Annotated in this window: 19 protein-coding genes; 11 read left to right on the forward strand and 8 right to left on the reverse strand. The window is 73.4% G+C overall.

What is annotated here, in order from left to right; genetic code table 11:
• Positions 1 to 21: 21 nt before the first annotated feature.
• Positions 22 to 1,530 carry an IucA/IucC family protein gene (locus ACIGXJ_RS28610; protein ID WP_399651119.1) on the reverse strand — a complete coding sequence of 503 codons (1,509 nt, stop codon included), beginning with the start codon at positions 1,528 to 1,530 and terminating at the stop codon, positions 22 to 24.
• A 107-nt stretch (positions 1,531 to 1,637) separates the two neighbouring features.
• Between ACIGXJ_RS28610 and ACIGXJ_RS28615 the strand changes: the two genes are divergently transcribed.
• Positions 1,638 to 3,152: an IucA/IucC family protein gene (locus ACIGXJ_RS28615; RefSeq protein ID WP_399651122.1), complete on the forward strand. Its 1,515-nt coding sequence runs from the start codon at positions 1,638 to 1,640 to the stop codon at positions 3,150 to 3,152.
• Positions 3,153 to 3,209: 57 nt separating this feature from the next.
• On the opposite strand, the gene ACIGXJ_RS28620 is transcribed toward ACIGXJ_RS28615, so the two are convergent.
• Both ACIGXJ_RS28620 and ACIGXJ_RS28625 read right to left on the reverse strand, forming a co-directional pair.
• Positions 3,210 to 5,483, reverse strand: a complete 2,274-nt coding sequence (locus ACIGXJ_RS28620) for a Dyp-type peroxidase (RefSeq protein WP_399651124.1) — start codon at positions 5,481 to 5,483, stop codon at positions 3,210 to 3,212.
• Between the two features lie 43 nt (positions 5,484 to 5,526).
• Positions 5,527 to 7,410 (reverse strand): galactose oxidase-like domain-containing protein, encoded by a 1,884-nt coding sequence (locus ACIGXJ_RS28625; RefSeq protein WP_399651127.1) that lies wholly within the window; start codon positions 7,408 to 7,410, stop codon positions 5,527 to 5,529.
• Between the two features lie 230 nt (positions 7,411 to 7,640).
• Here ACIGXJ_RS28625 and ACIGXJ_RS28630 point away from each other — a divergent pair, with 230 nt between their 5' ends.
• The 3 genes from ACIGXJ_RS28630 (at position 7,641) to ACIGXJ_RS28640 (ending at position 9,338) form a co-directional block, all read left to right on the forward strand.
• Complete coding sequence (locus ACIGXJ_RS28630) at positions 7,641 to 8,051, forward strand: hypothetical protein (protein ID WP_399651130.1); 411 nt, start codon at positions 7,641 to 7,643, stop codon at positions 8,049 to 8,051.
• Positions 8,052 to 8,127: 76 nt separating this feature from the next.
• Positions 8,128 to 9,039 carry a HipA family kinase gene (locus ACIGXJ_RS28635; RefSeq protein ID WP_399651132.1) on the forward strand — a complete coding sequence of 304 codons (912 nt, stop codon included), beginning with the start codon at positions 8,128 to 8,130 and terminating at the stop codon, positions 9,037 to 9,039.
• A complete protein-coding gene (locus ACIGXJ_RS28640; RefSeq protein ID WP_399651135.1) occupies positions 9,036 to 9,338 on the forward strand; it encodes a SelT/SelW/SelH family protein in 303 nt (100 codons plus the stop codon). Before ACIGXJ_RS28635 ends, ACIGXJ_RS28640 begins: the two co-directional genes overlap by 4 nt.
• Here the strand turns inward: ACIGXJ_RS28640 and aceB are convergent.
• Positions 9,328 to 10,950, reverse strand: coding sequence for a malate synthase A (gene aceB, locus ACIGXJ_RS28645; protein ID WP_399651138.1), 1,623 nt, complete (start codon positions 10,948 to 10,950; stop codon positions 9,328 to 9,330). The two genes, ACIGXJ_RS28640 and aceB, sit on opposite strands and share 11 nt — an antisense overlap.
• A gap of 184 nt (positions 10,951 to 11,134) precedes the next feature.
• Complete coding sequence (locus tag ACIGXJ_RS28650) at positions 11,135 to 11,737, reverse strand: NTP transferase domain-containing protein (protein ID WP_399651141.1); 603 nt, start codon at positions 11,735 to 11,737, stop codon at positions 11,135 to 11,137.
• A gap of 143 nt (positions 11,738 to 11,880) precedes the next feature.
• Here ACIGXJ_RS28650 and ACIGXJ_RS28655 point away from each other — a divergent pair, with 143 nt between their 5' ends.
• Complete coding sequence (locus ACIGXJ_RS28655; RefSeq protein ID WP_399651144.1) at positions 11,881 to 12,195, forward strand: DUF5955 family protein; 315 nt, start codon at positions 11,881 to 11,883, stop codon at positions 12,193 to 12,195.
• Positions 12,196 to 12,575: 380 nt separating this feature from the next.
• On the opposite strand, the gene ACIGXJ_RS28660 is transcribed toward ACIGXJ_RS28655, so the two are convergent.
• Positions 12,576 to 13,367 carry an IclR family transcriptional regulator gene (locus ACIGXJ_RS28660; protein ID WP_399651146.1) on the reverse strand — a complete coding sequence of 264 codons (792 nt, stop codon included), beginning with the start codon at positions 13,365 to 13,367 and terminating at the stop codon, positions 12,576 to 12,578.
• A 293-nt stretch (positions 13,368 to 13,660) separates the two neighbouring features.
• On the opposite strand from ACIGXJ_RS28660, the gene allB reads away from it, so the two are divergent.
• Both allB and alc read left to right on the forward strand, forming a co-directional pair.
• A complete protein-coding gene (gene allB, locus ACIGXJ_RS28665) occupies positions 13,661 to 14,998 on the forward strand; it encodes an allantoinase AllB (protein WP_399651151.1) in 1,338 nt (445 codons plus the stop codon).
• Between the two features lie 29 nt (positions 14,999 to 15,027).
• Positions 15,028 to 16,167, forward strand: a complete 1,140-nt coding sequence (gene alc, locus ACIGXJ_RS28670; protein WP_399651950.1) for an allantoicase — start codon at positions 15,028 to 15,030, stop codon at positions 16,165 to 16,167.
• 201 nt (positions 16,168 to 16,368) lie between these two features.
• On the opposite strand, the gene ACIGXJ_RS28675 is transcribed toward alc, so the two are convergent.
• Complete coding sequence (locus ACIGXJ_RS28675) at positions 16,369 to 17,145, reverse strand: SDR family oxidoreductase (protein ID WP_399651153.1); 777 nt, start codon at positions 17,143 to 17,145, stop codon at positions 16,369 to 16,371.
• A 130-nt stretch (positions 17,146 to 17,275) separates the two neighbouring features.
• Here ACIGXJ_RS28675 and ACIGXJ_RS28680 point away from each other — a divergent pair, with 130 nt between their 5' ends.
• The 3 genes from ACIGXJ_RS28680 to ACIGXJ_RS28690 all read left to right on the forward strand — a co-directional run bounded on the left by ACIGXJ_RS28680 (position 17,276) and on the right by ACIGXJ_RS28690 (position 19,906).
• Positions 17,276 to 18,106, forward strand: coding sequence for an AIM24 family protein (locus tag ACIGXJ_RS28680; RefSeq protein WP_399651155.1), 831 nt, complete (start codon positions 17,276 to 17,278; stop codon positions 18,104 to 18,106).
• A gap of 86 nt (positions 18,107 to 18,192) precedes the next feature.
• Complete coding sequence (locus ACIGXJ_RS28685; protein WP_399651158.1) at positions 18,193 to 18,822, forward strand: dihydrofolate reductase family protein; 630 nt, start codon at positions 18,193 to 18,195, stop codon at positions 18,820 to 18,822.
• 178 nt (positions 18,823 to 19,000) lie between these two features.
• Entirely contained in the window at positions 19,001 to 19,906 is a 906-nt protein-coding gene (locus ACIGXJ_RS28690; protein ID WP_399651161.1) for a DMT family transporter, read from the forward strand.
• 176 nt (positions 19,907 to 20,082) lie between these two features.
• Here the strand turns inward: ACIGXJ_RS28690 and ACIGXJ_RS28695 are convergent, their stop codons facing one another.
• Entirely contained in the window at positions 20,083 to 20,280 is a 198-nt protein-coding gene (locus ACIGXJ_RS28695) for a hypothetical protein (RefSeq protein WP_399651163.1), read from the reverse strand.
• A 179-nt stretch (positions 20,281 to 20,459) separates the two neighbouring features.
• Between ACIGXJ_RS28695 and ACIGXJ_RS28700 the strand changes: the two genes are divergently transcribed.
• Complete coding sequence (locus tag ACIGXJ_RS28700; protein ID WP_399651166.1) at positions 20,460 to 21,719, forward strand: sensor histidine kinase; 1,260 nt, start codon at positions 20,460 to 20,462, stop codon at positions 21,717 to 21,719.

Raw genomic sequence — 21,719 nt, forward strand, 5'->3', positions numbered from 1 at the left:
ATTGAGCGCCGGTGCCCGGCTTCAAAGCGGGGTGCGCGTCAGCGGATTGGGCAGGGCGGTCCACCGGTCGCCCGGCGTGCCCGGCGACAGCCGCATCAGCGTCAGCGCCTTCGCGGGCAGCGGCTCGTCCGTCAGCGCGGCGAGGTCCGGGGTGCACGGCAGATCCGGTACGGCCGCCTCCAGGGCCGCGCCCAGCGCCTGAGCGGAGCCCGCCGTGCCCGCCAGCGCGCCCGCCACCAGCGAGCCGAACAGCTTGCGGCGCAGGGCCGTCACGTCGTCGGTCAGGATCCGCTCCGGCATCCCCTCGGGCAGCGGGACGCCGTTCGCGGCCAGCCGCGCCGGGCTCACCCTGATGTCGGCCAGGTCCCGGTAGACCAGCCGCAGCGGCGCGCCCTCCGCCGACAGCACCACCAGCAGGTTCTGCCCGTGCGCCTCCAGGGCCACGCCCAGTTCCAGCAGCCGCAGGCCGACCGTGAGCGCCAGCCGGGCGAAGTCCGCCTGCCAGGCCGGGTCCCCGCCCGGCGCGGTGGTGGGCAGCGCCGCCACCGGCACCACGTGCTCGCCCGCCCCCGCGTACACCCGCGGCGATTCGCGCAGCATCGCCGCCAGGTCGGGGGAGTCGGCCGTGGCCGCGCCCAGCGTGCGGGTGACGTGCAGCAGGCCCCCGGTGCGCGCGGCGAGCGCCTCCCCGAAGGACGACAGCACCGCCGACGCGGCGATCGACCCCACCGAGATGTCCCGCACCGACGACGTCAGCCGGGCGCTCAGCGCGGTCTTGACGTGCGGCCCGCCCGGCAGCAGCTCCAGCGTGCGCAGCGACATCAACGGCCGCGCGAGCGGCCCCGGCCCGCCCGGCTGCTTCAGCACGTGCGCCGCCTGCCAGGGGTGCACCGGGATCAGCAGCCGCCCCTCGTCGCGCAGTTCGGCCGGCCAGTCACCGGACACCAGGCACCGCCCGGCCGGCACCGGGACCAGCCCCAGCCGCACCTCGGGGCCGTGCTCCGGCGCGTACGCCAGCTGGTCGGCCACCGAGAAGCCGGGCCGCGAGCGGCAGTTGGGGTGATACGGATGCCCGTCCACCACCCGCCGCTCCCACGCCCAGTCGCTCACCGGCCAGCTGTCCTCCCGCGGCTGCCGGTTCGCCCGCGACAGCGCCAACGACACCGCGCTGTGGTCCAGTTCGGCGGCCAGCGAGCCGCCGTGCGGCACCCCGAGCGCCGCCGTCAGCCGCGCCGGATCGTCGTACGGCACGCCGTCCAGCGTGACGGCGGTGACGTACGCGTCGGTCGCGTACGGGTCCGGCACCGGCCCCCGCAGGACGCGCCCGTCGCGCAGCCGCAGCGTGCCCGGCCCGCGGCGCTCCCGCCACGGCAGCGGTTCATGGGTGAGCGCGCGCCACAGCCGGGTGAGCACCGCCGCACGGGCGCCGGGCAGTTCGGCGGTGAACCGGGGCAGCAGCCCGGGGCGTACGGCGGCCAGCTCGGCGGCCATGTCGGTCTCGGCGGCCCCGGCGGCGGGGGGTCGGTGCACGGTTCGGGCTCCTCGGGTACCTGGAGAGGTGAGCGTACGACGGTCACGGCGGGCCGTGACGGCAGCGATACTGATCGTCCCCGCCCGGACAGCACCGTAGGGAACGAGTGGAACGCGTGGACCTCCTGCCCCAGCCCGCCGGCGACGACGCCGCACCCCACGACGACGTCGCCGCGCGAGCCGACGCCTGCGCGGCCGTGCCGCTGCTGAACTGTCTGCTGCGGGAGGTCGCCCGGCCGGTGGGCGAGGACGTGCACCGGCTGCCCGGCACGGGCCGCCTGCTGCGGGTGCGCGGCACCCGGCGGCCCGCGGGCCCCGAGGTGCGCACGGGCGGCACCTGGCAGCCGCTCGACCACTCCGATCTGGTGAAACTCGTCGCCGAGGAGCTGACCCGGTACACCGGCCGCTCCAACCACGAGCTGCCCGCCGAGATGGCCGACAGCCGCGACGCGGTCGCCGCGCTGCTCACCGCACGCGCGCGGGCCACCCCGCCGGACGGCCTGTACCTGCGCTCCGAGCAGTCCCTGGTCACCGGGCACCCCCACCACCCGGCCCCCAAGGCGCGCGGCGGCGCCCCCGCCGCGGCCTGGCTGCCGTACGCGCCGGAGGCGTACGCCCGTTTCCCGGTGGTGCTGCTCGGACTGCGCGAGGACGAGGTGGTGGAGGAGGGCGACACCGCGGCCCTGGACGCGCTGGGCCAGGCCCCGCCCGGCTACCGGCTGCTGCCCGCGCACCCCTGGCAGCTGGACCTGACCGCACCCGGGCTGGCGCCCGCCTTCGCCGACGGCCGGCTGGTCCGGCTCGGCACGACCGGCTTCCCGCTGTGGCCGACGGCCGCCATCCGCACGCTGTACACGCCGGAGCACGACCTGTTCCTGAAGTTCAGCCTGGATGTGCGCATCACCAACGACATCCGCCGGCTCTGGCGCCACGACCTGCTGAGACTGCGCCGCACGGACGAGGCCGCCGCCGGTGCCCTCGCGGGGTTCGGGCCGGGCGCCGGATGGCTCGGCGACCGCGGCTACCGCACCGCCCGCTTCGCCTTCGAGGAGCTGGCCGTCCTGGTCCGCGACGGCTTCACCGGCCGGCTGCTGCCCGGCGCGACCCCGCTGCTCGCGGCCGGACTGGTGGAGGGCTTCGAGGGCAGCCCCCTGGACCGCGCCGCGGACCCGGCCGCCTGGTGGGAGGCGTACCTGCGCACGGTCGTGCCCCCGGCGCTGTCGGCGTTCGCCGACCACGGCGTCGTACTGGAGGCGCATCTGCAGAACACCCTCGTGGCCGTGAACGCCGAGGGCCTGCCCGTGCAGGCCCTGTTCCGCGACGCCGAGGGCGTCAAGCTGCTGCCCGACGTGGAGCGGGCCGCGGGCTGGGAGCGGCTGGTGTACTGCCTGGTCGTCAACCACCTCATGGAACTGGCCGATCTGCTCGCCGAGCGGCACCCCGGCCTGGACCCCTGGCCCGCCGTACGCCGGGAGCTGTCCCGCCACGACCTGCCCGAGACCCGCGCCCTGCTCACGGCCCCCTCCCTGCCCGGCAAGACGAACCTCCTCCTGCGCTGGACCGGCGCGGACGGCGCGGACGCCCGCTATCTGCCGCTGCCCAATCCGCTGACCGGCGGCTGAGCGGTCACGCCGAGGCCCCCGGGGTGGGTTCCCGGGGGCCTCGGCGGCGGGGCGGGATCAGCCCGGGAGCGGGCGGTCCTGCTGCACCACGGCATCGGTGTGCGCCGAGCCGTCGGCCACGCTGATCACCCGGTAGCGGCCCTCGTGGAAGACCCAGTACCAGTTCTGGGCGGCGCCGGGCTGCCGGCCCGGGACGGGCTGCACGGCGTCGACGTGCCGCACCCCGGCGAGGGACGGCCACCGGGAGAGCTCGTTGTCGTCGCCCTCGCGGCGGTCCCGGTAGCCCCCGGCCTGCAGGGAGATGATCCGGTACCGCTGGCCCGCGGGCGTGGTGTGGAACATCCAGTAGTGGTACCGGCCGTCGCCCCCGGGCTGCTTGTCGGGGATCGGCAGCACCGCGTCGACATGGGTGACGGGGTCCGGCGCGGCCTCGAACGACCTCCACTGGCTCAACGGCCTCACCCGGTTGCCGTCCACCCTGATCCCGGCGGGCTCCTGCCCGTTCACGACGACATGCCGGTAGACCTGCCGGCCGTCCTCGCCGGTGAAGAACAGCCAGTGGCCGGACTCCCCGCCGACCTCCTGCCGGTCCGGGACGGGCCAGGCGGCGTCCACGCGTCCGATGTCGCGCAGGTCGTCCCAGGAGGACAGCGCCCGCCCGCCCGGACCGTCCAGCGTGAGCGCGGCGTCCCCGCCGCCCACGGTGGAGAGGAGCGGGACGGCCGTGCCGCCCTGGAAGGCGAGGTACCTGTCCGGGTGCTGCGGGTGGGGGATCACCGCGTCGACCGGCCGCGCCTGGGGATCCGGCACGGGCGTGACCGACCCGCCGCCCTCCAGGCGTCCCTGCGCGAGGGCGCGCAGGGTGCTGAGGGAGGGGCTGAAGGCGTACACCGCGCCCTCGGTCCTGACGAACGGGCGGAAGCCGAGCGTGGTGGTCTGCCGCTCGCCCGCCGCGTTGCGGCTCTCGAAGCTGACCCGGCCGTCGTTCACATCGGTCAGCTGACCGCTCACCATGGGGTCGGGACCCGGCCGGTTCGGGCGGTCGTGCGGGAAGTCGGGGTCGTTGACCCAGTCGGCCTGGACGAACTCGAACTGCCGCACCAGATCGGCCTGGTAGCAGACGAAGACCAGCCCCCGGGGGTCGTCGGCGCCGCCTCCCTCGCCCTGGGTGGGGTTGAAGGGCCGGCCGTAGGGGATGCCGCGGCGGATCATGCGCCGCTCGTCCATGAACTTCTCGTCGACCAGCTCGCCCCCGTCGACCAGGCCGTCGCGCGGGTTGGTCTTGCGCAGGTGGGAGAAGAGCGGGGTGACCAGACCGTCGGGGTCGTCCTTGAAGGAGATGTCGTTGTCCGGCACGGGTTCCGGCTTCCCGGCCGGCTTCACGGGGCAGTTGGCGATCGACGCCCCGGACGGCCAGCGGCCCACCAGCCGGGCGGCGAGCCACTCCTGGGAGGTCTTCTCGTCGACCGCCTTGGCCGCCTTGAGCCGCTTGAGCTCGGTGCCGACCTGCGCCCACCAGCCGGGCACGTCCTGGTGGAGGCGGCGGACGACCTGGAAGGAGCCGTTGCGCATCCAGGGCGGCACACCGGCCGGCCGCGTGCCGTCGCCGCTCGCGTCGACGACGAACTTGTCGGCGGGGATCAGCCGGGTACCGGGGTGGCCCAGCACATAGCCGGGGCGGGCCGGGTCCTCCTCCTCGAACCCGCGTACGCCGGGCTCGCTGACGCCGTCCTTGAAGCCGAAGTGCTCCTTGCCGGCGGACTCGCCGGGCAGGGTGGCCCCGTTCTGCTGGAAGACCACGACCGCCCCGGCGCGGGAGGCGGCCTCGCGCTGCCGGTTCAGCTCGTTGCCGAGGTCCTCCTCGGTGTCGGAGGCGATCGTCAGGACGGCGTGCACGACCCGGGAGTGGTCGTAGCCGAACAGCCAGGTCTTCGGGTCGCTGTCGTCGGTGTCGCCGAGGGCCAGCGCCCGCTCGGACGCGCCCTGCACGAACGCCTCGACCGTGCTGCCGCCGGGGACGGAGTCGAAGATCTCTTCCCTGCCGGTGAAGAACTGGAGTCCGGGATGGGTGAGCGCGAGCCCCAGCCAGGTGGCCTTGAGGTGCTGGGGGTCGTCGCCCATCGAGTTGCGCCGGGCCGCGCTGAACCGGGCGTTGAAGTCGGCCACCTGCCTGGTGGTGGCGATCTGCGGGACCAGGTCGTCCAGCCAGGAGCGGGCGGCGGTGACGTCGCCGAACTGGAGGAGCAGCAAGGACACATGGTCCTTCTTGAAACCGGCCAGGATGTCGCCCTGGATCTCGGTGCTGTCGCGCAGCGTGAGCTGAGCGGCCATGAGTCTCCCTGAGGATGTCGGGACGGACTGGGGGTGGGCGCGGTCAGGCGCCCGGGCGCAGCTGCACCCACTGGGCGGTGCTGGGCACGCCCTTGTCGTCGAGCAGGAAGAGCAGGTAGTAGCCGGGGGGCGCTTCCTCGGCCGACGCCGGGGTGCGCAGCACGAGCTTGTTGCCCGCCCGGCTGGTGATGGGCAGTTCGAGCCGCCGCTGGCTGGTGTCCACCGAGTGGGTGGAGGTGATGGGGGCCATCAGCACGGCCCGGCTGACCCGCTCCGGGGTGCTGCTGCTGACCCGCAGGTTGGCGGCGTAGCCCAGCGGGCCGGTCGGCACGCCGGACAGCGCCGGCCGGTCGCCCTGGTGCAGGTAGGCCGGCTCGTAGATCTCGATGGTGCCGTTCATGTCGGAGGCGACGTCCGGGTCGTTGGCGATCTGCTGGAGCTCGTCGCCGGTGACCATGATGCGGCCGTCGGGCAGCAGCACCGCGTTGGAGTGGTAGGCGCGCGGCAGCCGCTGGACCGGGCCGAGGCGCCACTGGCCGCTGTCGTCGCGCAGCTCGATCTGCCGGTACTTCTCGTCGGCGTTGGGGTTGTAGGGCCCGTTGCCGTAGTCGCGGATGTCGTAGCCGCCGTTGACGGTGAACAGCGTGCCGTCGGGCAGGATCAGCGTGTCGTCCTGGGTGCGGCCGAAGGCGCGGGGGGTGTCCTTGGTCCAGCGGCCGCCGGAGAACCTGTAGGTGTTCCTGTCGTTGCGGTTGCCGCCGAGGATCAGCACCGAGTCCGGGCCGTCGACGCCGTTGGGCAGGGCGACGGCCGAGCCGTAGTTGCGCATGCCGCCGTCGGGGCGGTTGGGCAGCTTGCGGCTGGTCTCCTGCTGCGGGTCGAAGACGTACTGCTCGTCGTAGTTGCGGCCGAAGCCGTAGATCAGTCCGTCGCGCAGCGAGAACAGGTGCGGGTAGTCGACCGTGAACTCGGCCTTGACGGGCCACTTGTCGAGCGCCTGGCCGCGGGGCCTGGTGCCCGGGTCGTGGGCGACGGGCGTGCCCTTGGCCGGGAAGCGCTCGATCGTCTTGGACAGCACGCCCCATCCGACGTCGGAGTGGCCGGAGGTGATGAACTGCCGGCCGTCGGCGCCGGTGACCACGGTCGGGTACCAGCGGCCCTCCGCCATGTCCTGCTGCTGGAGCCAGGTCTCCTTCCACGGGTCGAAGACCAGGGCGAGGTGGGCGCCGCTGCCGTGGTTGCCGCCGAGGTTGCCGCCGAAGACGCCCACCATGCCGTTGGGCAGGTAGGCGTGCCCGGCGCAGAAGATCGGCGCGGGCCGCGGCTCGTCCATGCCGTCGTCGATGTCGACGACGGGCGGCGGTACCGCCTTGAAGGCGGAGGCTCCGGTGCCCTCCTCCGGGTCCCAGAGGTAGGCGCGGCCGGCGTTGTCGCCGCCGATGACGTCGGTGGGCGCGGTCTCCTTGTTGGGGCTGTCCTCCACGGGCTCGAAGGAGAACAGCAGGACCTTGCCCGTGGGCAGCAGCGCGACGTGGTCACCGAAGTCGGGGCTGGGGAAGTACTCGGTGAACCGGCCCCATGTGCGCGCGTCGAAGGCCTCGTTGATCTCCTTCTGGGACGCGGTCAGCCGCTTGAGGCTGCGGGTGCGCATGGGCTGCGAATAGCCGTGGTCCATGGCCCGCATGCCGATGCGGTCGCGGGCCAGCTGTTCGGCGGCCTTCCGGCCGAGGGCCTCGACCTCGTCGGGGCGTACCTCCGCGCGGACCTGTTCGTCGGTGATGCGCAGGCCGCCCGGCCGGGCGGGGGACTCGTACGCCGGTGAGGACTTGGAGCGGGCGGACGGGACGGAGGCGCCGGCGGGCGCGGTGGCGGACAGTGCGATCGCGGCACAGCCGACCGCGAGTGCCCATCTCCCTCTGCGGGACATCAGGCTCCTTAAGAGCATGGCAGCCACCCGGACAGGACCGGGTGACCACGCAGGGTGACTGAATGGGGCGAGTAGATCACACACCGTAGCGATTTGTGGGCTGGTGTCCGAGCGGAACGATTCGGCATGGCCCGTTGGTGTCTCACCCTGCGTGTCCGCCCGGGCGGCCCCCGGCGCGCTGCTAGCAATGGCCCGACTCCCCATCCCCTGCATCAAGGAGGACCACTGCCATGCGCACGACTCGGGCCGCCCTCGCGGCCGCCGCGGGCGCCGTCGCCCTGCTCGGCCTCTGCGTCACCCCGGCCGCGGCGGACCCGCCCCAGCCCCCGCGCCACATCACCGGCAAGGTGATCCCGGGCGGCGCCGACGGCCGTCCCCACGAGCTGTTCTGTCCCGCGCCCTTCCACGCCTACAGCGGCGGCTTCACCCTCAAGGCCCGTAAGGGGGCCCGTTTTCTGAAGGAAGCCGCCGACCTCCTCGAGAGCCGCCCGAACGACACCGCGACCGGCTGGATCGTCACCGTGCGCAAGGGGCAGGTGCTGCCGTCGCCGCACCACCACCGCGCGCACCCGCGGATCGAGCCGGCCGACCTGGTCGTCCACGTCGTGTGCACCCAGGACCTGCCGACGCACGGCATGTGACCCCGCCCGTGCCGCGGGACGGCCGGCGCCCCGTCCCGCGCCGGCGGTCCCGCGGCGCTGAACTACCCTGGCGGGTGTGCTGCGCGACGTGACTGCTGTTCGATACGTGACCCCCCTGCGGTCCGGCGGCTCCGTGCCCGCCGTCGTGGAGGCCGACGACCTGGGCACGTACGTCGTGAAGTTCACCGGCTCCGCGCAGGGCCGCAAGGCGCTGGTCGCCGAGGTGATCGTCGGCGAGCTGGCCCGCGCTCTCGGGCTCCGCTTCCCGGAGCTGGTGCTGGTGCACTTCGACCCGGCCGTCGCCGCGCACGAGCCGCACCAGGAGGTCCGCGACCTGCACGGGGCGAGCGCGGGCGTCAACCTCGGCATGGACCACCTGCCGGGCGCGCGGGACTTCACCCCGGAGCTCGCGAAGGTCTTCCCCGTGGACCCGCTGGAGGCGGGCCGGATCGTGTGGCTGGACGCGCTGACCGTCAACGTCGACCGTACGGTCCACAGCTCCAACCTGATGGTCTGGCCGACGCTCGGCACCGTACCGCCGCGGCTGTGGCTCATCGACCACGGCGCCGCGCTCGTCTTCCACCACCGCTGGGACGGCGCGGACCCCGCCAAGGTGTACGACTTCCGCCATCACGCCCTCGGCCACTACGGTCCCGACGTGCGTGCCGCCGACGCCGAGCTGGCGCCGAAGGTGACCGAGGAGCTGCTGCGCGGGATCGTCGCCGAGGTGCCGGACGCCTGGCTCGCCGACGGTGGGTTCGCCGGTCCCGCCGAGGCCCGCGAGGCGTATGTGGCCTACCTCCACGCGCGGGTGCGGGCGTCGGAGCGCTGGCTGCCCACCGACTTCCCCAGCCGGGACGAGCTCGCCGCCGATGACGCGCGCCGGGCCGAGGAGAGCCGGCGAGGACGCCCCGCGTGGCTGAAGCAGGTCCCCGACCTGCACGGCAAGCCCGCGGCCGAACAGGATTGGTCGGTGCACCTGGGATGACGTCCGAGACGCGTCGGGTCGAGATCGAGTACTGCACCCAGTGCCGCTGGCTGCCCCGTGCGGCCTGGTTGGCGCAGGAGCTGCTGACCACCTTCGAGGCCGAGCTGGACGAGCTGGCGCTCAAGCCCGGCACGGGTGGCGTGTTCGTCGTGCGGGTGGGCGACGAGGTGGTCTGGGACCGCCGTGTGCAGGGCTTCCCCGAGCCCACTGCGGTCAAGAAGGCCGTACGCGACCGAGTGGCCCCGGGAAAGACCCTGGGCCACTCGGAGAGGCTCCCGAAGGGGGACGTCAGCCCTTGAGCTGCTCGTAGGCGGGCAGCGTCAGGAAGTCCGCGTAGTCCTCGTCGAGGGAGACCTCGAGGAGCAGGTCGTGCGCCTGCTGCCAGTGGCCGGCCGCGAAGGCCTCCTCGCCGATCTCCGCGCGGATGTGCGCGAGCTCCTCGGCGGCGACCTTGCGGGCCAGCTCGGGCGTGGCCTTCTCACCGTTCTCGAACTCGACGCCGGCGTTGATCCACTGCCAGATCTGCGAGCGGGAGATCTCGGCGGTGGCCGCGTCCTCCATCAGGTTGAAGATGGCGACCGCGCCGAGCCCGCGCAGCCAGGCCTCGATGTAGCGGATGCCCACCTGCACGGCGTTGACCAGGCCGTCGTACGTGGGCCTTGCGTCCAGCGAGTCGATCGCGATCAGGTCGGCGGCCTCGACGTGGACGTCCTCGCGCAGCCGGTCCTTCTGGTGGGGCTTGTCGCCGAGGACCTTGTCGAAGGACTCCATGGCGATCGGGACCAGGTCGGGGTGGGCGACCCAGGAGCCGTCGAAGCCGTCGCCGGCCTCGCGGTCCTTGTCGGCGCGGACCTTCTCGAAGGCGACCTTGTTGACCTCGGCGTCGCGGCGGGAGGGGATGAACGCCGCCATCCCGCCGATGGCGTGCGCGCCGCGCTTGTGGCAGGTGCGCACGAGGAGTTCGGTGTACGCGCGCATGAACGGGGCCGTCATGGTGACCGCGTTGCGGTCCGGCAGCACGAACCTGGCCCCTCCGTCACGGAAGTTCTTCACGATGGAGAACAGGTAGTCCCAGCGGCCGGCGTTCAACCCGGAGGCGTGGTCGCGCAGTTCGTAGAGGATCTCCTCCATCTCGTAGGCCGCCGTGATCGTCTCGATCAGCACGGTGGCCCGGATGGTTCCCTGCGGGATGCCGACGTAGTCCTGCGCGAAGACGAACACGTCGTTCCAGAGGCGGGCCTCCAGGTGCGACTCGGTCTTGGGCAGGTAGAAGTACGGGCCCTTGCCGAGGTCCAGCAGCCGCTGGGCGTTGTGGAAGAAGTACAGGCCGAAGTCGACGAACGCGCCGGGGACCGGGCGCCCGTCGACCTGGAGGTGGCGCTCGTCCAGGTGCCAGCCGCGGGGCCGCATGACGACGGTCGCGAGCTCGTCCTGGGCCTTGAGCGCGTACGACTTGCCGGACCGCGGGTCCGTGAAGTCGATGCTGCGGGTGTAGGCGTCGATCAGGTTGAGCTGACCGGTGACGACGTTCTCCCAGGTGGGCGCGGAGGCGTCCTCGAAGTCCGCGAGCCAGACCCTGGCACCCGAGTTGAGGGCGTTGATGGTCATCTTGCGGTCGGTGGGGCCGGTGATCTCGACCCGGCGGTCGTTCAGCGCGGCGGGGGCCGGGGCCACCTTCCAGGAGTCGTCCGCGCGGACGGCGGCGGTCTCCGGGAGGAAGTCGAGCGTGGAGGTGCGGGCGATCTCGGCGCGGCGCTCCGCTCGGCGGGCGAGGAGCTCGTCACGCCGCGGCGTGAACCGCCGGTGCAGCTCGGCCACGAAGGCGAGCGCCGCATCGGTGAGGACCTCCTCCTGCCGGGGCAGGGGCTCGGCATCGACGATGGCCAGCGGAGACGGCGCTGGTGCGGACATGAGCGGTCACTTCCTTCAGCGGTGGCACCGGGTGCCTGATGGGACGAATAGGAGAATTCGCACCCGCTGTGCGGTCGAGTGCTTCTGAGCAGTGGATAGTAGTTTCCTCATTGTGGAACTTCAATGGTTTGTTGATGTCGAGATTCTCTGGGTCGAGGCAAGGTGGCGCTGGGTGCCACCCCGTTCACTCAAGGTGGCCCAGGTCGGTCTCGGTGTCGATGTCATGGGCGTCGGCCACGTCGGAGCACTCCACCAGCGTGACGTCCTGGGCGTGTTCCCGCAGATAGGCCCGGGCACCCTCGTCGCCGGACGCGGCCGCCGCGACGCCCGCCCAGTGGGCGGCCCCGAGCAGCACCGGATGGCCGCGCTCGCCCCCGTAGCAGGCCGCGGCGAGTGACCGCTCGTCCCGGTAGGCCGCCCGCACCCGGGCCATCGCGGCGGCGCCGATCCCCGGCTGGTCGACCAGGACGACGAGGGCGGCCCGTGCCCCGCCGGAGGTGAGCGAGGCCAGCCCGGCCCGCAGGGACGACCCCATGCCCCGCTCCCACTCGGGGTTCTCCACCAGCACGCACCCGGCGAGCTCCGCCCGCTCCCGTACGGCGGCGGCGCCCGCGCCCAGCACCACGTGCACGCGCGTGCAGCCGGCCGCGCGCAGCGCCGCGACGGCATGCTCCACCAGCGGGCGCCCGCGATGCGTCAGCAGGGCCTTGGGGCGTCCGCCGAGCCGGCGTCCGCCTCCTGCGGCGAGCACGAGCCCGGCGACTGGGGCCTCCGTCGGATCGCTCATACGTCCTGCATACCTGACGTCACGTCAATCCTGTGACGACCGGCGGGAAGGAATTTCGCGCCCATCGCTGGCGCACGCCCACCGGGAGGCGTTTACTGGCCCGCGGACCGTCAGGGGGGCCTGGGCGGGCGAGGGGAAGGACTGTGTTGCGGAGCTTAGGGCAGAGGCCGGTGACCGGCAGCGACGAGGACCCCAGAGTGACGGGACTGCGCACGGCGGTGTCCCACCTGCGCCGCCGTCTCGCCGCGTACCCGGCCGAGTTCCCCGACCGCGCCGTCGCCGAGGACGAACTCGCCGCCCTGGCCGCCATGGCCGCCGGCGGCACCCCCGAGATCCCCCGCCTGCGCAGCTCCCTGCTCCTGATCGCAGGCGCGATCGGCTCGATGAGCGCCCTGGCGTCCGCCCTGGCGGAGGTGAGAGACGCGATAGAACTCTTCGGAACCCCCCAGGGCGACTAGCCCACCACGGCGGCTCTCAGAACCGCGGACATCTGCACGAGCGCACCCCAAGGGGCGCGGGGAACTGCGCGAACGGCCACGGACTACCCGCACCCGCGAGCGCGCGGAAGGCGCCTCGCGGGGGGCGCTTCCAGGGGCGCGGGGAACTGCGCGAGCAACCACGACTCACCCGCACCCGCGACCGCACGGAAGGCCCCTTGCGGGGGGCGCTTTGAGGGGCGCGGGGAACTGCGCGAGCAACCACGACTCACCCGCACCCGCGACCGCACGGTAAGCCTCTCGCGGGGGGCGCTTTGAGGGGCGCGGGGAACTGCGCGAGCAACCACGACTCACCCGCACCCGCGACCCCGCAGAACCCCCCGTCGCGAGAGGCGTGAAAATCAGGCCCCGGAACTGGCCAGCGCCTGCGACAGCTCGGCCGCCACCTGCTGAAGCACCGGCACGATCCGCTCGGTGACCTCCTCGGTCACCCGCCCCGCGGGCCCGGAGATGGAGATGGCCGCCGCGGTGGGAGAGTCCGGCACGGACACCGCGAGGCACCGCACTCCTATCTCCTGCTCGTTGTCGTCCACGGCGTACCCCAGCCGCCGCACATCCTCCAGCGCCGCGAGGAAGCCCTCCGGCGTGGTGATGGTCTTCTCCGTCGCGGCCGGCATCCCGGTACGGGCCAGCAGCGCACGCACCTCCTCCGCCGGCGTGTGCGCCAGCAGCGCCTTGCCCACGCCCGTGGAGTGCGGCAGCACCCGCCGCCCCACCTCGGTGAACATCCGCATGGAGTGCTTGGACGGCACCTGCGCCACGTACACGATCTCGTCGCCGTCGAGCAGCGCCATGTTCGCCGTCTCCCCGGTCTCCTCGACCAGCCGGGCGAGGTAGGGCCGGGCCCAGGTGCCCAGCAGCCGGGACGCCGACTCGCCGAGGCGGATCAGCCGGGGGCCGAGGGCGTACCGGCGGTTCGGCTGCTGGCGGACGTACCCGCAGGCGACGAGCGTGCGCATCAGCCGGTGGATGGTGGGCAGCGGCAGCCCGCTGCTGGCCGAGAGCTCGCTCAGCCCGACCTCACCGCCGGAGTCCGCCATCCGCTCCAGGAGGTCGAAGGCGCGCTCGAGGGACTGGACCCCGCCGGTGGCGGACTTGGCGGAGTCGGTGGTGCTGGCGCTGGACGTCGGCACGGCGCGTTCCTTTCGGGACTGGCGAGAGGGCAGAAGCCTACCCGGCGGCCGGTTGACTCCCCGCTTGTGCGTAAGTACGTTCTGCTTGCCGGAATTGTATTTCCGCTTTGTGGAAACATCCAGGAGGGGTGCCCCGGGGTGCACTGTGGAGAAGTGTGCTCTTGACGGAGCCCGGACGGGAGTGAAGACTCCCTCAACAGCAGCTTCAACAGAACGTTGAATTCCGCCGGGGCGGTCGGCGGACGTGAACCGACCGCGCCGACGGAAGCACAACGCGGCAGAGAGGGGTCCGGGTGTCCGACGCTGAACTGGTGCTGCGCTCGACGCGCGTCATCACGCCCGACGGGACGCGCGCGGCGTCCGTCGCGGTCGCCGGCGGCACGATCACCGCCGTACTGCCGTACGACGCTCCCGTGCCCGCCGGCGCCCGGATCGAGGACCTCGGCGACGACGTCCTGCTGCCCGGCCTGGTCGACACGCACGTGCACGTCAACGACCCGGGCCGCACCGAGTGGGAGGGCTTCTGGACCGCCACGCGCGCGGCGGCGGCCGGCGGCATCACCACCCTCGTCGACATGCCGCTCAACTCCCTCCCGCCGACCACGACGGTCGACAACCTGCGCACCAAGCAGCAGGTGGCCGCCGACAAGGCGCACATCGACGTCGGCTTCTGGGGCGGCGCCCTGCCCGACAACGTCAAGGACCTGCGCCCGCTGCACGAGGCCGGCGTCTTCGGCTTCAAGTGCTTCCTGTCGCCGTCCGGCGTGGAGGAGTTCCCGCACCTGGACCAGGACCAGCTGGCCCAGTCGATGGCCGAGATCGCCTCCTTCGACGGCCTGCTGATCGTGCACGCCGAGGACCCGCACCACCTGGCCGCGGCCCCGCAGCACGGCGGCCCCAAGTACGCCGACTTCCTCGCCAGCCGCCCGCGCGACGCCGAGGACACCGCCATCGCCCAGCTGATCGCCCAGGCGAAGCGGCTCCACGCGCGCGTGCACGTACTGCACCTGTCCTCGTCCGACGCGCTGCCGCTGATCGCCGAGGCCAGGGCCGAGGGCGTCCGCATCACCGTGGAGACCTGCCCGCACTACCTCACCCTGACCGCCGAGGAAGTCCCCGACGGCGCGAGCGAGTTCAAGTGCTGCCCGCCCATCCGCGAGGCCGCCAACCAGGACCTGCTCTGGCAGGCCCTCGCCGACGGCGTCATCGACTGCGTGGTCACCGACCACTCGCCGTCCACGGCCGACCTGAAGACCGACGACTTCGCCACCGCCTGGGGCGGCATCTCCGGCCTCCAGCTGAGCCTGGCCGCCGTATGGACCGAGGCCCGCAGGCGCGGCCACGACCTGGAGGACGTCGTCCGCTGGATGTCCGCGCGCACCTCCGAACTCGCGGGCCTGACCCGGAAGGGCGCCATCGAGGCCGGCCGGGACGCCGACTTCGCCGTCCTCGCCCCCGACGACACCTTCACCGTCGACCCGGCCGCCCTCCAGCACCGCAACCGCGTCACCGCGTACGCCGGGAAGACGCTCTACGGCGTCGTGAAGTCCACCTGGCTGCGGGGCGAGCGCATCGTCGCCGACGGCGAGTTCACCGAGCCGAAGGGACGTCTGCTCACCCGGACCGTCTGAACCCCACCCACGAGCTCCGATAGGAAGAACTGATCACTGTGACGGCGCTGCATCAATCAAGTTGGGCCAGCTTCACCGGCGACGCGAACCCCTACGGAGGCGGCGACCCGTACGCGGACTACCGCACCGCCGACTTCCCCTTCACCCAGTACGCCAACCTCGCCGACCGGCAGCTCGGGGCCGGGGTCGTCGCCGCCAACGACGAGTTCTTCGCCCAGCGCGAGAACCTGCTCGTGCCCGAGCGCGCCGAGTTCGACCCGGAGCACTTCGGCCACAAGGGCAAGATCATGGACGGCTGGGAGACCCGGCGCCGCCGCGGTGTCTCCGCCGAGCACCCCTGGCCGACCGCCGAGGACCACGACTGGGCGCTGGTCCGGCTCGGCGCGCCCGGCGTGATCCGCGGCATCGTCGTCGACACCGCCCACTTCCGCGGCAACTACCCGCAGGCCGTGTCGGTCGAGGGCACCTCGGTGGCGGGCTCCCCGTCGCCCGAGGAGCTGCTCGGCGACGACGTGAAGTGGACGACCCTCGTCCCGCGCACCGCCGTCGGCGGCCACGCGGCCAACGGCTTCGCCGTATCGGTGGAGCAGTGCTTCACCCACCTGCGGGTCAACCAGCACCCCGACGGCGGCATCGCCCGACTCCGCGTGTACGGCGAGGTCGTCCCCGACCCCGCGTGGCTGTCGGCGCTCGGCACCTTCGACGTGGTCGCGCTGGAGAACGGCGGCCAGGTGGAGGACGCCTCCAACCTCTTCTACTCGCCCGCCACCAACACCATCCAGCCGGGCCGCTCCCGCAAGATGGACGACGGCTGGGAGACCCGGCGCCGCCGCGACCAGGGCAACGACTGGATCCGCTACCGCCTGGCCGCCCAGTCCCGGATCCGCGCCGTCGAGATCGACACGGCGTACCTGAAGGGCAACAGCGCGGGCTGGGCGTCCGTCTCGGTCAAGGACGGCGAGGACGGCGAGTGGACCGAGATCCTCCCGCGCACCCGCCTCCAGCCCGACACCAACCACCGCTTCGTGCTGCCGGCCCCGGCCGTGGGCACGCACGCGCGCGTGGACATCTTCCCGGACGGCGGCATCTCCCGCCTGCGCCTGTTCGGCTCCCTGACCGAGCCCGGCGCGAGCGCCCTGGCGGCCCGCCACCAGGAGCTCGGCGGCTGAGTCCGGGGTACGGCGGCGGGGCGCACCGGCCTGGACAGCACCGGTGCGCCCCGCCTCGCCCCGCCGGGCGGACGCCCCCTGCTCTTCGGGCACCCGGGGGCAGCCCGGGGGCCGGCCGAGACCCGCCCCGCCGCCCCTTCGCGGCGCCACCGCCGGCGGCCCACGGAGGCGCCCTCCCCTCGCCGCCCCACTGCCAAAGCCCTACGCGGCGTGGCCCCCGTCGACGGAGAACTCGGCGCCGGTGATGTACGCAGCGTCGGGCCCCGCCAGGTAGGTGACCATCGCGGCGACCTCGTCGGCCCTGCCGAAGCGGCCCAGGGCCGTCATGGCGGCCTGGCCGGCCGCGTAGGGGCCGTCGGCCGGGTTCATGTCGGTGTCGGTGGGGCCGGGGTGCACCACGTTCGCCGTGATCCCGCGAGGTCCGAGCTCGCGCGCCAGGGCCTTGGTGAGACCGGTCAGGGCGGCCTTGCCGGTCGTGTACAGGGTCCCGCCCGGACCGGGCACGCGCTGGGTCATGCACGTGCCGATGGTGATGATCCGCCCGCCGTCCGGCATCCTCGCGGCCGCCGCCTGGCAGGCCAGGAACACCCCGCGCACGTTCACCGCGAGGACCCGGTCCACGTCGGCGAGGCCGAGGTCGCCCAGCGGCCCGAGGACGCCGAGGCCCGCGTTGTTCACCAGTACGTCGAACCGGCCCAGGGCGTCGCCCGCCGCGTGCACGGCCCCCGCCGCCTCCCGCGCGTCCCCGGCGTCGGCGCGCAGCGCCACGGCCCGGCGCCCCAGCGCCTCGACCGCCCGTACGACGTCGGCCGCCGCGTCCTTGCCGTTCACATAGGTCAGCGCCACATCGGCCCCGGCCCGGGCCAGCCGCAGGGCGGTCGCCGCGCCGATGCCCCGGCTGCCGCCGGTGACCAGGGCCACCCTGCCGTTCAGGGGCGCGTCCACGCTGTTCAGGGGTGCTTCGCTCGTCGTTGTCATGCCTCCATCTCAGCGCCCGGCGGCGCGGAAGGCTGGCGGCGATCGGACATCGACTCCGCAGGACCGCCGCCCGACCTCAGAGAGTCTTCGGGCCCCGGAACTCGCGCATCCGGCGGCGCGTTCTCCCCACGTGACTCTTCAGCAAGAAATCGTCGGCAACGCCATGCAGATGGCGGTCGTGAACCTCGCCCCGGGCCAGACCGTGTACTGCGAGGCGGGCAAGTTCCTGTTCAAGACGTCGAACGTGACGATGGAGACCCGTCTGACGGGCCCGTCGAACGAGACGGGACAGCAGGGAGCCTCGTCCGGCTCGTCCGGTTCGTCCGGCGGCATGGGCGGTCTGCTGCGCCAGGCGATGGGCACCGCCATGCAGGTCGGCCAGCGCGTGCTGGCGGGCGAGTCGCTGGCGTTCCAGTACTTCACCGCGCAGAGCGGCGAGGGCACGGTCGCCTTCGCCGGTGTGCTCCCGGGCGAGATGCGCGCGCTGGAGCTCGACGGCACACGCGCGTGGTTCGCCGAGAAGGACGCCTTCGTCGCGGCCGAGTCGACCGTCGACTTCGGCATCGCCTTCCAGGGCGGCCGTACCGGCATGAAGGGCGGCGAGGGCTTCGTCCTGGAGAAGTTCACCGGCCGCGGCACCGTGATCATCGCCGGCGCGGGCAACTTCATCGACCTGAACCCCGCCGACTTCGGCGGCCGCATCGAGGTCGACACCGGCTGCGTCGTCGCCTTCGAGGAGGGCATCCAGTACGGCGTCCAGCGCGTGGGCGGCCTCAACCGCCAGGGCGTGATGAACGCCGTGCTCGGCGGCGAGGGTTTGTCCCTGGCCACCCTGGAGGGCAACGGCCGGGTGATCCTGCAGTCCCTCACCATCGAGGGCCTGGCCAACGCCCTGAAGAAGGCCCAGGGCGGCGACAAGCAGGGCCCGACGGGAGGCCTCTTCTCGACGAACGCGGGGTGACCGGCGCCAGCGGCCGATGAGTTGCGGGCGCCGGCGGGGTCTGCCCTGATGACAGCAGACCCCGCACCCGGAAGAAGGCACTCGCCATGGGCAGGCTCGTCTCCCAGATCTTCCTCTCCCTCGACGGCGTCCACCAGGCGCCCGGCGGCCCCGAGGAGGACACCCGCGACGGCTTCGAGCAGGGCGGCTGGACCGTCCCGTACGCCGACGACGAGAGCGGCGCCTTCATCACCGATCTCTTCACCCGCCCGGCCGCGTTCCTCCTCGGCCGCCACACCTACGACATCTTCGCCTCCTACTGGCCGAAGATCACCGACCCGGCCGACCCGATCGCCGGCCCGCTGAACAGGCTGCCGAAGTACGTCGTCTCCTCGACCCTCCGCGACGACCCCGGCTGGGCCGGGACCACCGTGCTGCGCGGCGACCTCGCCAAGGAGGTCGCCTCCCTGAAGGAGCGCACGGACGGCGAGATCCAGATCCACGGCAGCGCCGCCCTCGTCGCCTCCCTCCTCGACCTCGGCCTGATCGACACCCTCCACCTCCACACCTTCCCGGTCGTCCTCGGCGCGGGCCGCCGCCTGTTCCGCGAGGGCGCCGTCCCCACCGCCTTCCGCCGCACTTCGGGCCGCGTCACCTCGTCGGGCGTCAGCATCCAGACGTACGACCGCGCGGGCACCCCGGAGTACGGCTCGTTCCCGCAGCCCGGGGAGGCCTGAGCCGGCGTCCGCCCTCCGGAAAGTCCTGGCCGAAAGATCACCGGCCCCGGTACGGTGACCCTCCCCGTGCGAGCCGCCGCCGTCTCCACGCATGCCCACCCGCTGGAGCCGGGAAGGACGACCGCCCGACGGGACGGGAAGGGCGTCCGCCCGCCGGAGACGACCGGGAGCCGCAACCGTGTCCACGATCGCCGTACCCCGCCCGCTGGCGCCCCGCCGCGCCTGGCTCACCGATCTGCCGCTGCTGCTGGTGGCGGTCGTCTGGGGCGGGAGCTATCTCGCCGCCAAGGACATCACGACCGCCCGGACGGTCCTCGCCGTACTGGTGCTGAGGTTCGCCCTCGTCCTGCCGGCGCTGGTGGGCGCCTCCTGGCGGGGCCTGCGCGCCCTCGGACCCGCGCAGTGGCGGGGCGCGGGCCTGCTCGGCCTGATCCTGAGCGGCATCTTCCTGCTGGAGACGTACGGCGTCGTGCACACCTCGGCGACCAACGCGGGGCTCATCATCAGCCTCACCATGATCTTCACACCGCTCGCCGAGGCGGCCGTCACCCGCACCCGGCCCTCCCGGGCCTTCCTCGGCGCGGCGGTCCTCTCCGTGCTCGGCGTCGTACTGCTCACCCAGGGCGGCGGCTTCACCCGCCCCGCCGAAGGGGACCTGCTGATGCTGCTCGCCGCCCTCGCGCGGACCGTGCACGTCCTGGTCATGGCGCGGCTGAAGCACGTACAGGACGCCGGTGCGCTGCCCCTGACCACGGTCCAGCTCGGCACGGCCGTCGTGGTGTTCGCGCTGCTGTCGGCCGGGTCGGACTCGACCCCGTGGGCCACCGCGGCGGACTTCGGGGCGAGGGAGTGGGCCGGGCTGCTGTTCCTGTCGGCCTTCTGCACGCTGTTCGCCTTCTTCGTGCAGATGTGGGCCGTACGCCGCACCTCCCCGTCCCGGGTCAGCCTGCTGCTCGGCACCGAGCCGCTGTGGGCGGCCGCGGCCGGCATCGCCCTCGGCGGCGAACGGCTCGGCGCGCTCGGCCTGCTGGGCGGGGCGCTGGTGCTCGGGGGGACGGCATGGGGGCGCCGCGCGACAGGCTGACCGCCCGCATCGACGGACCTCGGCATGCACGGACCTCGGCATCCACGGCCCCCGGCAGCCAGGGCCCCTCGGCAGCCAGGGCCCCTCGGCAGCCAGGCCCCTCGGCATCCACGGCCCCTCCGCATCCACGAGCCCTCCGCCGCTACGACCGCTCCGCCGCTACGACCGCTCCGCCGCTATGACCGCTCCCTCTCCGCGACGGCGAACAGCGCGAAAGCCAGCACGATCAGGGCCACGCTCGCGTAGATCTCGTGGCCGTCGAGGAAGCCGACGCGCCGCACCAGGCCCACGTCCCAGTGGACCCACTCGTGCAGCAGACCGAGGACGCCCTGCACCAGGGCGATGAAGCCGAGCAGTTCCAGCACCTGTTTCATGCCCCCGACCCTCGCTCCGCGGACCCCCCGCCCACATCGGCCGCGCGGCGGGACCCCGTCGACGAAAGTCGCCGGTCACGGCACTGGGCAGCGCCGAAGGACGGCAGTCGTACGACTTAGGTCGACGGTCTCGCGCGCGGGCCGGTGACGGGGGCCGCACCTGCGTAGATTGGGCGACCGTGAAGGGTGACGGTACGCAGATCACGGGGCCCGCCGGACGGCCGGCGTTCGAGGGGCGCAGATGGCTGTTCCCGTCCGCCGTCATCCATGAGCTCGACCCCGACGCCGTACGGCCGGGACGCCGGCCCCGGCGCACCGCGCGCGACTGGCTGGTCGACTTCAGCTGCTTCCTGCTGTCCGTCGTCATCGGGCTGCTCGCCGCCGACGGACTGTCCGACGAGCATCTGCCGCGGGGCCTCGCCGCCCTCGACCAGTTGCTCGGCGCCCTGTCCTGCGCCGCGGTGTGGCTGCGCAGGCGGTGGCCGGCCGGCCTGGCCGTGGCCCTGCTTCCCGTCGGGCTGCTGTCGGCGACCTCGGGCGGCGCCGGGCTCATCGCCCTGTTCAGCCTCGCCGTGCACCGGCCCTTCCGCTACGTCGCCTGGATCGGCGGCGTCGGCCTCGCGGCGCAGCCGCTCTACTACTGGCTGCGGCCCGAGCCGGGCCTGCCGTACGCGGTGGCCGTGGCGTTCAGCGTGGTGATCGTCGTCGCGGTCGTCAGCTGCGGTCTGCTCGTCCGGTCCAAGCGGCAGCTCATGCTGAGCCTGCGGGACCGGGCCCGCCGGGCCGAGACCGAGGCGCGGCTGCGGGCCGAGCAGGCGCAGCGCCTCGCGCGGGAGGCCATCGCGCGGGAGATGCACGACGTGCTCGCGCACCGGCTGACCCTGCTCAGCGTGCACGCGGGAGCGCTGGAGTTCCGTCCGGACGCGCCCCGCGACGAGATCGCCCGCGCGGCCGGCGTCATCCGGGAGAGCGCCCACGACGCCCTTCAGGACCTGCGCGAGATCATCGGCGTGCTGCGGGCGGGAGAGCCCGACGAGAACGGCCGCCCGCAGCCGACGCTCGCCGCGCTGGACACGCTCGTCGCCGAGTCCCGCGAGGCGGGCATGAAGGTCACGCTCGCCCAGCAGGTCACGGACCCGGCCACCGTGCCCGCCTCCGTCGGCCGCACCGCCTACCGCATCGCCCAGGAGTGCCTCACCAACGCCCGCAAGCACGCCCCCGGCACGGAGGTGACCGTCACCGTCGCGGGCGCGCCGGGGGAGGGCCTCGCGGTGACCGTGCGCAACCCCGGCCCCGACGGCGAGGTCCCGCCCGTGCCCGGCTCCGGCCAGGGCCTCATCGGCCTCGCGGAACGCGCCACCCTCGCGGGCGGCCGGCTGGACCACGGACCCACGGCCGGGGGCGGCTTCGAGGTACGGGGGTGGCTGCCGTGGGAGTGA

The organism is Streptomyces sp. NPDC053367 (genome assembly GCF_044545925.1).
Taxonomy (GTDB): domain Bacteria; phylum Actinomycetota; class Actinomycetes; order Streptomycetales; family Streptomycetaceae; genus Streptomyces.